Source organism: Pseudomonas sp. PS01301, from assembly GCF_029960215.1.
In the GTDB taxonomy this organism is placed as follows: Bacteria; Pseudomonadota; Gammaproteobacteria; order Pseudomonadales; family Pseudomonadaceae; genus Aquipseudomonas; species Aquipseudomonas coleopterorum.
The window spans coordinates 1-12,237 of the sequence record NZ_JASCPM010000071.1 but is presented as its reverse complement, the minus strand read 5'-3'; the positions used below and the strand labels follow the sequence as shown (position 1 = coordinate 12,237).

Below are 12,237 nucleotides of genomic sequence, written 5' to 3'. Positions count from 1 at the left end.
GAGTCCCGCTCCCACAAAGCGGCGCACGCCATAAGGTTGTGGGAGCGGGGCTCTGCCCGCGAAGGCCACACAACCGGCCATGAAAAAAGGCGACCCGAAGGTCGCCTTTCGTTCACCTACACCAAGCTTATTCGGCCAGCTTGAAGGTAATGAAGCTCGCCCGCCCCTGACGCAGCACGCGCATGGACACCGAACGGTTCTTCGGCAGGCCCTTGGCGATGTCGGCGAACTGCTTCGACGACTCGATGGCCTGGTTGTTCAGGTGGGTGATGACATCACCAGGCTGCAGGCCGATCAGTGCCGCCGGACCCTCCTGCACTTCCTTGATGACCACGCCGCCCTTGAGCTCCAGCGACTTCTTCTGCTCGGCCGTCAGTTCCGCGACGGAGACGCCGAGGCGGTTGCTGCTACGCTCGGTCTGGGCCTTGGCACCGGCATCCAGGTCCTGATCGTCATCGGGCATCGCGCCGACGGTGACGTCGATGGTGCGGCGCTTGCCTTCGCGGATCACTTCCAGGCTCGCCTTCGCACCGGCCTTGAGACCGCCCACGAGATGCGGCAGGTCGGCCGACATGTCGATCGGCTGGCCGTTCATGCTCAGGATCACGTCACCCACCTGCAAGCCACCCTTGGCGGCCGGGCCGTCTTCGAGCACCTGCGCGACCAGTGCGCCGGCCGGCTTATCCAGACCGAACGACTCGGCCAGGTCCTTGTTGACCTCCTGAATGACCACACCCAACCAGCCGCGGCTAACCTTGCCGTCTTTCTTGAGCTGATCCGACACATCCAGGGCCACGTCGATCGGAATGGCGAAGGACAGGCCCATGAAGCCACCGGAGCGGGTGAAGATCTGCGAGTTGATACCCACCACTTCACCATTCATGTTGAACAGCGGACCACCCGAGTTGCCTGGGTTGATGGCCACGTCGGTCTGGATGAACGGCACGTAGGCGTCATTGGGCAAGGTACGCCCCTTGGCGCTGACGATACCCTTGGTCACCGAATGGTCGAAGCCGAACGGCGAGCCGATGGCCAGCACCCATTCGCCCACTTTAAGCTTGGCGGAATCACCCAGCTTCACCGTGGGCAGGTTCTTGCCATCGATTTTCAGCAACGCCACGTCGGTCCGTGGATCGGTGCCGACCAGCTTGGCCTTGAGTTCGCTGCGGTCGGACAGACGCACGATGATTTCGTCGGCATCGGCGATCACGTGGTTGTTGGTCAGCACATAGCCGTCAGCCGAAACGATGAACCCCGAGCCCAGCGACTGCGCCTCGCGCTGGCGATCCCCGCGCTGCGGGGACCGTGGGCCACCGCGCGGCATGTTGCGCTCGAAGAACTCGCGGAACATCGGCGGCAGACCTTCCAGGTCCGGCATCTGGCTGGCAGCCACACCGCGGTCCGGCAGTTTCTGCGTGGTACTGATGTTCACCACCGCGGGCGACGCCTGCTCGACCAGAGTCGTGAAATCAGGCAGCGCTTCAGCCTGGACGCTGGCGATCTGGCCCAGCATCAGCACTGCCGCGAACAGTGAAAGAAAGGGTTTGAAACGTGGTATCGACATACGGCTCCCGTTCGTAACGAGCGTGGTTGAGCAATAGGGTTGTGCAGCCGCTGAAGGCAAATTCAGCGCAGAGCGGAATCCATGCTTGACTGCGGCGCACGGCAGCGAACCTGTAACGACTAAAAAAGCTCGCCCCCGAAGCACTGACCTATAAGAAAAAATCCGGCGGTTTGCAACCCGGATGAAACAGGTTTCACGTTAACGCTCGATGATTATCCAAGCATGAAGCGTTAGCGAGGGCCATGACCGCGCCATGGGGCACGTACCATTCAGCGTACGGCATGAATGTCTTGCCGCTGTATCGACAGGGCAATTCGCTCCGCTGTACCCAAGGGAATTTCACCCACCACGGTGATCATCATTTCGCCATCCGAAGACTTCAGGCGACGCGACACGGCTGCCGTGGGACCCAGCTGCACACGGGTATCACGCGCAGAGGCGCCATTGAGCGGTTCGAGAAACACAGAGAAATGCGCAAGGCCATCGGCGTACAGCAGGCTGGTCACATCAGCATTGCTGGCCGAAGATTTGCGCTGAGCGGTCTGCGCCAATTCGAAGCCGGCAGGTACCCAATTGGCCTGCCATGCGAGGGCATTGCCGGGGGCTGAACCGCTGCTCGCATGCAACACAGGCTTACAATTTGGCGTCGCCTTCAAGTCGGCAGGCGCAGGCGCTCCTGGCTGAAGCTGGGTGTACTGCAGACGTTCGAGCAGGCGGCCTTTGGCGTCGATCAACAGGGATTTGAGCAACAGCCCCGTGTGCGCATCCAGGTGCATTTCGAAGGCGTAGCGGTCACGATCACGCGGCACCATGGTCACGACCACAGCGTCGCGCCCGGCGACTCGCGAAGCACCGGCCACACGCAGTTGGTACCACGACATCAGCTTGAGCGGATCGAGGGTCGCGACAGCGCTGCCGGACGCCTTGCCAACCCCGGCCGCTGGACTGCCTGTCATGCAGGTCAGCCGCCCGTCGGTCTGCACGCGCTCGGAGGCGACGCCGTCGAGCTTGAGCACACGGTCATGCACCGCGCCGTTACCGGCGCGGTGCCATATCTGGTAGGTAGAAAAGTCACCGTCGCGTTCGTAGACGAACGTCCCCTGGAAATCCTGCGTACGCTCGGCTTGCGCCATTGCGTCCAGCCATTGAGCCGCATCGGGTGCGGCAATGGCCGGTGCGGCCAGGCCAAGTAGAATTGGCAGAAACAGGACCGCACGCATGATCGGGATTAACGGTTTTCCATGCTCGCGGAGCGGGCAGATGGCAGTGCACTGTCAGAACCTTTGGCAGCGGCTTCTTGCGAATGCTGACGCAGGTAACCTGGCAGACGCTGGTCGTTCAGACCTTCTTCGCCTTTGAGCACACCGCTGGCCATCGGGCCTGGCGCATCGGAGCTGTCCGGTGTGTAACCGGCCAGCACGGCTGGACCTTGCACCATCGGGGTCGACGGGGCTTGCTGGGCTGGCTGCTGCTGAGCGAGCTCGGACCCGGTGATGTCGTCCTGGTTGTACAGGCGAACACCGGCCAGCACGGCAACGGTCACCGATGCTGCAACGGCCAAACGACCGAGGCTGCGCCACGGGCCGCGAGCAGCCGGGGCTGGGGCGATGTCTTCGGCAATGGCTACCGACACCGCCGCCGACAGATCCAGACGCGGATCCAGAAGATCCTTGTGCATGACGGCACGAACGAGCTGGTAACGCGCCCAGGTAGCACGGACCTCGACATCGTCCAACGCGGTCAGTACCCGACGCAGTTCCAATTCGTCCGCTTCGTTATCCATCACTGCGGACAGCGATTCCTGCAGGGCTTCACGACTCATGGCGTTCCTCTCTTGGCTATCGCCGCTGTCTCAGGATTCCTGCAACAACGGCTGCAGGGCTTTGTCGATGGCTTCCCGGGCACGGAAAATCCGCGACCGCACGGTCCCCACCGGACACTGCATGACACTGGCAATGTCTTCGTAACTCAGACCATCGAACTCGCGCAGCGTCAGTGCCGTGCGCAGGTCTTCAGGCAGCTGCTGGATGGTTCGATGGACGGTGCCTTCGATCTCATCGCGCAGCAATGAACGTTCTGGAGATTCGAGGTCCTTGAGGCCATGATCGCCGTCATAGAACTCCGCATCTTCAGAACTTACGTCGCTGTCCGGTGGCCTGCGTCCGCGGGACACCAGATAGTTTTTCGCCGTATTGATGGCGATGCGATACAGCCACGTATAGAACGCGCTGTCTCCGCGAAAATTGCCCAATGCGCGGTAGGCCTTGATGAAAGCCTCCTGCGCCACGTCCTGGGCTTCATGGGTGTCGTGCACGAATCGCACGATCAACCCGAGAATCTTGTGCTGGTATTTCAGCACCAACAGATCGAAAGCTCGCCGATCACCGCGTTGTACACGCTCGACCAGCTGCTGATCCTCTTCCTGGGTTAGCATGAACACTCCTCATGGGTCCGGAAGGAGCGCTGCTCAGGCCATCGTTCAGGCTTGCAACCATAGACTCGGGCTATTCGCAAAAGTTCTCCCCTCCAGGCAAGTTTCCCGCAGGCCCGGATCAAGCCTGCACGGAAAGCGCAGCTCGAACGTGCCGAGCTGCGCCGATAATCTTTTCACCGATGACAGCACCCGGACCTAGCCGGTGCGCTCGTTGTTCGGCATTGTTTCCTTCTTACGGGCAACCTTCTATTGATTGCAGGGGTTCTAGGAAAGTTCCCACAAATACGAAGGTGAAGCCCTACACACAAAGGCCATGAATTCCTGGCACTGAAGTGGTTCAGCACCGACTACCTGCCCAAAGTGCCTGCCGCCATAGCGCAAGCCTCGATGTGGCTGCTATAAATGCCGCGCCATACCGGTGGGAAACGATTCCCTCGTGTGTCGAAGGTGCCGCTATTGTGCCGCTACCCCCTTGGATATACCAGCGGGATGTGCACAACGGGCGCGAACGGCGCGGTGGATGGTGACTCACGCGACATTACTTTCGGCATGCGGATGACCTTCGAATGGGTAAGCAACGGCAACACGATGTTCTGGTAATCGGTAGCGGAGCCGCGGGCTTGAGCCTTGCGCTGGCGTTGCCCGCCACGCTGCGCATCGCGGTCATCAGCAAGGGCGGGCTCGGCGACGGCTCCACACCGTGGGCCCAAGGCGGGGTCGCCGCCGTGCTTGCAGACTCCGACAGCGTGGAAGCTCACGTGCAGGACACCCTCGACGCCGGCGCCGGCCTGTGCAATGAAGAAGCGGTGCGCTTCACGGTGCAGCACAGCCGCGCGGCGATTCAGTGGCTGGTCGAGATGGGCGTGCCGTTCACCCGCGAGGATGATTCGGATCCGGAACATACCGGCTTTCCCTTCCACCTGACCCGTGAAGGTGGTCATAGCCAGCGTCGCATCATTCATGCAGCCGATGCCACCGGTGCGGCCCTGTTCGACACCCTGCTGGCCCAGGCGCGTCTGCGTCCGAATATCGAGTTGCTGGAACAGTGCGCCGCGGTCGACCTGATCACCGAACGGCGCCTGGGCCGCACGGAGGATCGCTGCCTGGGCGCCTACGTGCTGGATCACCGCAGCGGTGAAGTGGACACCCATGGAGCGCGCTTCACCGTCCTGGCCACCGGCGGCGCTGCCAAGGTCTACCTCTATACCAGCAACCCCGACGGCGCCTGCGGCGATGGCATTGCCATGGCCTGGCGCGCAGGCTGTCGCGTGGCCAATCTGGAATTCAACCAGTTCCACCCCACCTGCCTTTACCACCCCCAGGCCAAGAGTTTCCTGATCACCGAGGCGCTGCGCGGTGAAGGCGCCCTGCTCACGCTGGCCAATGGCGAACGCTTCATGCCGCGCTTCGATCCGCGCGCAGAGCTGGCACCACGCGATATCGTCGCGCGCGCGATCGACCACGAGATGAAGCGCACGGGCGCCGAGTGCGTGTACCTGGACATCAGCCACAAGCCGGCGGACTTCGTGCGCAGCCACTTCCCGACGGTGCACCAGCGTTGCCTGGAATTCGGCATCGACATCACCTGCCAGCGCATTCCCGTGGTGCCCGCAGCGCACTACACCTGCGGCGGCGTGCTGGTCGATGAGCATGGCTGCACCGACGTCCCCCGCCTGTACGCCATTGGCGAGACCAGCTCCACCGGCCTGCACGGCGCCAATCGCATGGCCAGCAACTCGTTGCTCGAGTGCATCGTCTATGCGCGTTCGGCTGCCGAGCACATCGTCGCGCAACTGGACCAGACCCAAGCGCCCGGGCCGTTGCCGCAGTGGGACGCGAGCCAGGTGACCGATTCGGACGAAGACGTGATCATCGCCCACAACTGGGACGAGTTGCGTCGCTTCATGTGGGACTACGTGGGCATCGTGCGCACCACCAAGCGCTTGCAGCGCGCGCAGCATCGAGTGCGCCTGCTACTCGACGAGATCGACGAGTTCTACAGCAACTACAAGGTCAGCCGCGACCTGATCGAACTGCGCAATCTGGCACAGGTGGCCGAGCTGATGATCGCGTCGGCCATGCAGCGCAAGGAAAGCCGCGGCCTGCATTACACGCTGGACTATCCGGACCTGCTGCCGCAGGCACAGGACACTATCCTGCAGCCGCCCACCTTCGTCGGCTGAATTTGAGGCGCAGGCGCAGGCGCCGGTGGGTGTCTGCGTCCAGGCCGTCGGGCAGCACACAGGCGCTGCGCACGCGACGCTGGCCGGCCAGGCGAAAGCGCAGAATGACCACCTGCGGCAGCGCCATGCTGTCCGGACGCAGTTGCACCGCCTGCCAGCCATCGGCCTCGGTCCACACCGACCAGCCACTGCGATCGCGACGCAAACCGGTGACGGCCTGGGGATGGGCGAGTAACACCTCTCGCGGCAGCACATAAAGCCCATGCGCAATGCACAGCACCCCGGCCGCAAGGTGCACGAGCACCGGCGCCTCCATCAAGCCGTTCGCCAGCCAGGCGGCGGCCTGCGCCAGTGCGTAGAGCGCCAGCAGCCGTCGTGAAGGCTGCCAGTGGCATTCGAAGCGGTTACTTGGGCTGGACACGGTCCAGAATCATCCGGACCATGCGCTGCAACTCGGGGTCCTGCGATTCGTTGCGCTCCATGAACCAGCCGAACATGTCCTGATCTTCACATTCGAGCAGGCGCACATAGAGGTCACGATCCACCTGATTCAAGTGGGGATAGACTTCCTTGACGAAAGGCACCAGCAACACGTCCAGCTCCAGCATGCCGCGGCGGCTGTGCCAGTAAAGCCGGTTGAGTTCAACGTTTTCGACCATGGGGGGCTCCTTGAGTAGGCGCGCAGTATACAGAGGCGCCGGTGGGGTGTCAGGGCGGCGGGGATAGCATTCCCCCGGTGCGGGGCTCTATGATGATGTCCATTCTTTTCAACTCAGCGATGACCCATGTCCGATACCGCTATGTTCTGCACCCTGGCCCACGAGGGCGTCCTGGCCGTTCGCGGCTCGGACGCCAGCAAGTTTCTGCAGGGCCAGCTGACCTGCAATCTCAACTACCTGGACGAGCACACTGCCAGCCTCGGTGCGCGCTGCACCCAGAAAGGCCGCATGCAGTCCAGCTTCCGCATCCTGTTGCAAGGCGATGGCTGCGTGCTGGCCATGGCCCGCGGCCTGGTCGAAGCGCAGTTGGCCGACCTGAAAAAGTACGCCGTGTTCTCCAAGTCCAAATTGACAGACGAAAGTGATGCCTGGGTGCGTTTCGGCGTACAGCATGGCGATGGCGCGCTGACTGCTCTGGACCTGCAACTGCCCCTGGAAACCGACGCGGTGGTGCGCCATGGCGCGCTGATCGCGGTACGGGTATCCCCCGCCCGAGCCGAGCTGTGGGCGCCTGCCGAGCAAGCGGAAAATCTGGCCGCGCGGCTGGGTGAACAATTGGCTCAGGGCTCGCTCGACGAGTGGCTGCTGGGGCAGATCCGCGCCGGTATCGGTCAAGTAGTGGAACCGACCCGCGAGCTGTTCATCCCGCAGATGCTCAACCTGCAGGCCGTGGGCGGCGTGAGCTTCAAGAAGGGTTGCTACACCGGCCAGGAAATCGTCGCGCGCATGCAGTACCTGGGCAAGCTCAAGCGCCGCCTTTACCACGTTCGACTGGCCGGCTCGACACGACCGGAGCCAGGTACCGGGTTGTTCTCGCCGGTGCACGGCAGCGCCATCGGCGAGATCGCCCTGGCCGCACCGACGGCCGATGGCTATGAGGCCTTGGCAGTACTCCAAGACAACGCCGTCGAAGATGGTCGCATCCATCTGGGCAGCCTTGAAGGTCCGGCGCTGGAACTTCTCACCTTGCCCTATACACTTGATCGAGACCGAGAAATCCAGCGCTAGCAGCGTCCTGCCCAGCGCTAGCAGCGCCCTGCACAGGGCCTGCGCACTCTACCACCGCGATGCCGAGGCGCCGAATGAACCAGCTGGCAGATACAGTACAACGCGACTTGCTGGCCGCCATCGAGCGAGACGACCTGGTTTTGCCGACCATGCCGGAAGTGGCCATCAAAATCCGCGAAGCGGCGGAGGACGACAACGTCAGCGTCAATCGCCTCAGCCAGGTCATCGGCCAGGACGCGGCGCTCTCGGCGCGTCTGCTCAAGGTGGTCAACAGCCCGCTGCTGCGGGCCAGCTTCGAAGTGACCGACGTGCGCACGGCGATCAATCGCCTGGGTGTCAACTACAGCAGCAACCTGGCCATCGGTCTGGTGATCGAGCAGATTTTCCATGCCCGCGCCCCTGCCGTGCAGAGTCGCATGCGCGAGGCCTGGCGAACCAGCCTGGAGGTTGCGGGCATGTGCACCGAACTGGCGCGGCGTTTCACTTCGCTCAAGCCCGACCGCGCCGCCCTGGCCGGCCTGGTGCACCAGATCGGCGTACTGCCGATTCTGACCTACGCTCAGGAGCGCAACGAACTGCTCGCTGACCCGGTTTGCCTCAGCCATGTGATCGAGCACATTCACCCTCGGATTGGCGACCGTATCCTGCGCAAATGGGATTTTCCGGCGATGCTGGCGAAGGTGCCCGGCCAGTTTCTCGATCTGAACCGGGACAACACCGAAACCAATTACGGCGACCTGGTGATGATCGCCACCCTGCTGCGCCTGCCGCATAACACCGGCCTACCGACCCTGGTCGAACACCCGGCGTATCAACGCCTGGAGATCAAGCAGAGCCCGGTGCTGCTGGCCAGTGACTTGATGCACGCGCAGACGCTGCTCAGCTAGAGCGGAAAGTCGACACGCACTTTCAAACCGCCTCGGGTGCCATCGTGCAGGCTGATCCGCGCCATGTGGGCGCGACAGATCTCGCCGACGATCGCCAGGCCCAGCCCGGTACCGGCGCTGTGCGGGTTGCGCCGATAGAAACGCTCGAACACGCGATCGCGTTCATCTGCCGGAATACCCGGCCCGTCGTCCTCCACTTCGAGGATGCCGGGGGCCAGCACACGCAGGATGACGTTGCCGCCAGCCGGGGTATGGGCCAGGGCGTTGTCCACCAGGTTGCTGAGCAATTCGTTGAGCAACGTCGGCTCGCCGCGCAGCCAGATCGGCTGGTCGGCCTCCAGTGCCAAGGCTACCCCCCGGCCATGGGCCAAAGGCGCCATGGCCATGCCCAGTTCGCGCGCCAGCTGGCTCAGGTCCAGACGCTGGGCGCCGCCTTCGGCAATGGCCCGGGCGCCGTTCTCGACCCTGGCCAGGGACAGCAACTGGTTGGCCAGGTGGGTCAGCTTGTCGGTGCCCTGCACCGCTTCCTGCAACGTGGTCCGCCAGACCTCCGGCTGCTCGGCACGCAAGCCTAGCTCGACGCGTGCCTTGAGCGCGGCCAGCGGCGTACGCAACTCATGGGCGGCATCGGCGATGAACTGCGCTTGCCGCTCGAACTGAACGCGCAGGCGTTCGGTGAAATGGTTGAGCGCCTGCACCAGCGGCCACAGCTCGCGCTGCACTTCCACCAATGGCAAGGGCCGCAGGTCATCGGGCTGACGGTCCTCGACTTCGTCGCGCAGGCGCTCCAATGGCCGCAACGCTGCGCTGACCGTGATCCACACCAGCAGCAACGCGCCGATGCCCAGCATGCCCAGACGCAACAGGGTGTCGGCCATCAGGCTGCGAGCCATGGAGACGCGCGCCTCTTCGGTCTCGGCCACGCGAATCTCGGCCATGCCGATCATGTTCGGCTCGCTGACGGCCTTGAGCAGGCTGACCACGCGCACGTCCTGGCCCAGGTAGCGACCGCTGTAGAAGGTGGCCAGGGCTGGATAATCGTCCGTGCGCGGCGTGCCCTTGGGCGGCGCCGGCAGGTTTTCGTAGCCGGAGATCAGTTTGTGGTCGATGTCGTTGACCTGGTAATAGATACGCCCGGCGCTGTCGTAGGCGAAGGTATCCAGCGCCACGTAGGGCACGTCCGCGCTGAGTGTGCCATCGCGCTGGGACAGCCCGGCGGCGATGGTACGCGCCGACGCCAGCAGGGTTCGATCATAGGCCGTATCGGCCGCCTCCCGACCATTCCAATAGGCACTCAGGCCGCTGGCCAGCATGAGGAAGACCAGCAGCATCGCAAGGTTCCACAGCAACCGCCAACGCAGGCTGCTGACCTCACGCATCGCGGCTTTCCAACAGGTAGCCCAGACCCCGGAAGGTGACGATGGCGATCGGCTGCTTGTCGAGCTTCTTGCGCAGGCGATGCACGTAGATCTCGATGGCATCGGCACTGGCTTCTTCGTCCAGCCCGAACACCTGGGCCGCCAACTGCTCCTTGCTCATCACCCGCCCTGGCCGGGCGATCAGCGCTTCGAGCACCGCCTGCTCGCGGGAGGTGAGGGTCAGCAACTCCTTGCCCAGGGTGAAGCGGCGCGTGTCCAGGTCGTAGGCCAGCGGACCGCAGCGCTGCTGCCGCTCTCCTCCAAGCACGGTGCGCCGCAGCAGCGCCTTGACCCGGGCTTCGAGTTCGGTGAGCTCGAAAGGCTTGGCCAGGTAGTCGTCGGCGCCCAGGTTCAGACCATGGACGCGATCCTTGACGTCGCTGCGCGCGGTGAGCATCAATACCGGCAGGTTCTTGCCCCGCGCCCGCAGGCGCGCCAGCACCTCGAAACCATCGAGCCTGGGCAGGCCGACATCCAATATGGCGGCAGCGTATTCCTCGCTGGCCAGGGCCAGGTCCGCAGCCACGCCGTCGTGCAGCACATCGACGGTCAGGCCGGTGGCCTTGAGCGCCTGGGCGACACTTTCGGCCAACTGCAGGTGATCTTCTACAAGCAGGACACGCATCGGTATTCCTCACGGCCAATCTTTTTCAGGTCGAGATGATGCCGCCGCAGTCCGGTGCTGGCTGCCACCGAAACTTTGCGCGAACGGCTCATCAAGCGCTTTATGGGCCCGAGTTTACAGGCCCGCGCCGCGCTGTGAAGCAGTCTTGGCAGATTGGCAGCCACTGAAAGCTTGGTGAAAGGTTCGCAACATATGGTTTCAGCAAGGCGGGTACCCAGAGACCTGCCACGCAAACGTCACCGTACGTTTTCGATAACAAGAACAACAATGGAGAAACACCCATGATCCGCGCCATGCGTCCGCTTGCCCTGGCCGTCAGTTGCCTGTTCATCAGTGCCCCACTGCTCGCCCAAGAAGAACCCAAACGTCCTGAATGCATTGCCCCAGCCTCGCCTGGCGGTGGCTTCGATTTGACCTGCAAACTCGCCCAAAGCGCGCTGGTCAACGAGAAACTGCTGTCCAAGCCCATGCGTGTGACCTACATGCCTGGCGGCGTCGGTGCCGTGGCCTACAACGCCGTGGTGGCCCAGCGTCCGGCCGATGCGGGAACCCTGGTGGCCTGGTCCAGCGGCTCGCTGCTGAACCTGGCTCAAGGCAAGTTCGGTCGTTTCGACGAAAGCGCCGTGCGCTGGCTGGCGGCGGTCGGTACCAGCTATGGCGCCATCGCAGTCAAGAACGACTCGCCGTACAAGACCCTGGATGACCTGGTCAAGGCGCTCAAGGCCGATCCGAGCAAGGTGGTGATCGGCTCCGGCGGCACCGTCGGCAGCCAGGACTGGATGCAGACCGCGCTGATCGCCAAGGCCGCCGGGATCAACCCACGCGACCTGCGCTATGTGGCCCTGGAAGGTGGCGGCGAAATCGCCACGGCCCTGCTCGGCGGCCACATCCAGGTGGGCAGCACCGACATCTCCGACTCCATGCCGCACATCCTCAGCGGCGACATGCGGCTGCTCGCGGTGTTCTCCGACAAGCGTCTGGACGAGCCGGAAATGAAGGACATCCCGACCGCCAAGGAACAGGGCTACGACATTGTCTGGCCGGTGGTGCGCGGCTTCTACCTCGGGCCGAAAGTGACCGACGCGGAATACGACTGGTGGAAAGCGGCGTTCGACAAGCTGCTGGCGTCCGAAGAGTTCGCCAAGCTGCGTGACCAGCGCGAGCTGTTCCCGTTTGCCATGACCGGGCCGGAGCTGGATACCTACGTGAAGAAACAGGTGGCCGAGTACAAGACCCTGGCCAAGGAATTCGGGCTGGTTCAGTAATCGGGCTGGGGCTGTGTGATGCCCATTCGCGGGCAGAGACCCGCTCCCACAAGGTTTCAGAATGTGCAGACCTGTGGGAGCGGGTCTCTGCCCGCGAAGGCTTTGTCCCTGATACCACCACCGTCACTCTTCAC

General features: G+C 63.4%; 12 protein-coding genes. 4 read left to right on the top strand and 8 right to left on the bottom strand.

What is annotated here, in order from left to right; translation table 11 throughout:
- Positions 1-127 precede the first annotated feature (127 nt).
- The 4 genes from QMX89_RS21820 to rpoE all read right to left on the bottom strand — a co-directional run bounded on the left by QMX89_RS21820 (position 128) and on the right by rpoE (position 3,998).
- On the bottom strand, positions 128-1,513 hold the full coding sequence (locus QMX89_RS21820; RefSeq protein ID WP_282349849.1) for a DegQ family serine endoprotease: 1,386 nt from the start codon (positions 1,511-1,513) through the stop codon (positions 128-130).
- Positions 1,514-1,833: 320 nt separating this feature from the next.
- Positions 1,834-2,784, bottom strand: a complete 951-nt coding sequence (locus QMX89_RS21815) for a MucB/RseB C-terminal domain-containing protein (protein ID WP_282349848.1) — start codon at positions 2,782-2,784, stop codon at positions 1,834-1,836.
- A gap of 8 nt (positions 2,785-2,792) precedes the next feature.
- Positions 2,793-3,386, bottom strand: coding sequence for an RseA family anti-sigma factor (locus tag QMX89_RS21810; RefSeq protein WP_049860721.1), 594 nt, complete (start codon positions 3,384-3,386; stop codon positions 2,793-2,795).
- Positions 3,387-3,416: 30 nt separating this feature from the next.
- On the bottom strand, positions 3,417-3,998 hold the full coding sequence (rpoE, locus tag QMX89_RS21805; protein WP_011535354.1) for an RNA polymerase sigma factor RpoE: 582 nt from the start codon (positions 3,996-3,998) through the stop codon (positions 3,417-3,419).
- 566 nt (positions 3,999-4,564) lie between these two features.
- Between rpoE and nadB the strand changes: the two genes are divergently transcribed.
- The gene (gene nadB, locus QMX89_RS21800) at positions 4,565-6,181 is read left to right on the top strand and encodes an L-aspartate oxidase (RefSeq protein ID WP_282349846.1); all 1,617 of its coding nucleotides are present in this window, start codon (positions 4,565-4,567) and stop codon (positions 6,179-6,181) included.
- Here the strand turns inward: nadB and QMX89_RS21795 are convergent.
- Together QMX89_RS21795 and QMX89_RS21790 are read right to left on the bottom strand one after the other, a co-directional pair.
- The gene (locus QMX89_RS21795; RefSeq protein ID WP_282349845.1) at positions 6,150-6,602 is read right to left on the bottom strand and encodes a protein YgfX; all 453 of its coding nucleotides are present in this window, start codon (positions 6,600-6,602) and stop codon (positions 6,150-6,152) included. The two genes, nadB and QMX89_RS21795, sit on opposite strands and share 32 nt — an antisense overlap.
- Entirely contained in the window at positions 6,586-6,840 is a 255-nt protein-coding gene (locus QMX89_RS21790) for a succinate dehydrogenase assembly factor 2 (RefSeq protein ID WP_043187050.1), read from the bottom strand. The genes QMX89_RS21795 and QMX89_RS21790 overlap by 17 nt, the downstream gene beginning before the upstream one ends.
- Before the next feature lie 126 nt (positions 6,841-6,966).
- Here QMX89_RS21790 and QMX89_RS21785 point away from each other — a divergent pair, with 126 nt between their 5' ends.
- Positions 6,967-7,908, top strand: a complete 942-nt coding sequence (locus QMX89_RS21785; protein ID WP_282349844.1) for a folate-binding protein YgfZ — start codon at positions 6,967-6,969, stop codon at positions 7,906-7,908.
- Positions 7,909-7,982: 74 nt separating this feature from the next.
- Positions 7,983-8,795: an HDOD domain-containing protein gene (locus QMX89_RS21780; protein ID WP_282349842.1), complete on the top strand. Its 813-nt coding sequence runs from the start codon at positions 7,983-7,985 to the stop codon at positions 8,793-8,795.
- On the opposite strand, the gene QMX89_RS21775 is transcribed toward QMX89_RS21780, so the two are convergent.
- Both QMX89_RS21775 and QMX89_RS21770 read right to left on the bottom strand, forming a co-directional pair.
- A complete protein-coding gene (locus tag QMX89_RS21775) occupies positions 8,792-10,174 on the bottom strand; it encodes a sensor histidine kinase (RefSeq protein ID WP_282349841.1) in 1,383 nt (460 codons plus the stop codon). The two genes, QMX89_RS21780 and QMX89_RS21775, sit on opposite strands and share 4 nt — an antisense overlap.
- Entirely contained in the window at positions 10,167-10,838 is a 672-nt protein-coding gene (locus QMX89_RS21770) for a response regulator (protein WP_049860714.1), read from the bottom strand. The genes QMX89_RS21775 and QMX89_RS21770 overlap by 8 nt, the downstream gene beginning before the upstream one ends.
- Positions 10,839-11,119: 281 nt before the next feature.
- Here QMX89_RS21770 and QMX89_RS21765 point away from each other — a divergent pair, with 281 nt between their 5' ends.
- Entirely contained in the window at positions 11,120-12,103 is a 984-nt protein-coding gene (locus tag QMX89_RS21765; protein WP_049860713.1) for a tripartite tricarboxylate transporter substrate binding protein, read from the top strand.
- Positions 12,104-12,237 lie beyond the last annotated feature (134 nt).

Excerpts from the sequence above, each read along its gene's own strand:
- rpoE (WP_011535354.1), bottom strand. The coding sequence starts at position 3,998 with ATGCTAACCCAGGAAGAGGATCAGCAGCTGGTCGAGCGTGTACAACGC.
- QMX89_RS21815 (WP_282349848.1), bottom strand. The coding sequence starts at position 2,784 with ATGCGTGCGGTCCTGTTTCTGCCAATTCTACTTGGCCTGGCCGCACCG.
- QMX89_RS21780 (WP_282349842.1), top strand. The coding sequence starts at position 7,983 with ATGAACCAGCTGGCAGATACAGTACAACGCGACTTGCTGGCCGCCATC.
- QMX89_RS21770 (WP_049860714.1), bottom strand. The coding sequence starts at position 10,838 with ATGCGTGTCCTGCTTGTAGAAGATCACCTGCAGTTGGCCGAAAGTGTC.
- QMX89_RS21810 (WP_049860721.1), bottom strand. The coding sequence starts at position 3,386 with ATGAGTCGTGAAGCCCTGCAGGAATCGCTGTCCGCAGTGATGGATAAC.
- QMX89_RS21820 (WP_282349849.1), bottom strand. The coding sequence starts at position 1,513 with ATGCTGGGCCAGATCGCCAGCGTCCAGGCTGAAGCGCTGCCTGATTTC.
- QMX89_RS21790 (WP_043187050.1), bottom strand. The coding sequence starts at position 6,840 with ATGGTCGAAAACGTTGAACTCAACCGGCTTTACTGGCACAGCCGCCGC.
- nadB (WP_282349846.1), top strand. The coding sequence starts at position 4,565 with ATGGGTAAGCAACGGCAACACGATGTTCTGGTAATCGGTAGCGGAGCC.
- QMX89_RS21775 (WP_282349841.1), bottom strand. The coding sequence starts at position 10,174 with ATGCGTGAGGTCAGCAGCCTGCGTTGGCGGTTGCTGTGGAACCTTGCG.
- QMX89_RS21765 (WP_049860713.1), top strand. The coding sequence starts at position 11,120 with ATGATCCGCGCCATGCGTCCGCTTGCCCTGGCCGTCAGTTGCCTGTTC.
- QMX89_RS21785 (WP_282349844.1), top strand. The coding sequence starts at position 6,967 with ATGTCCGATACCGCTATGTTCTGCACCCTGGCCCACGAGGGCGTCCTG.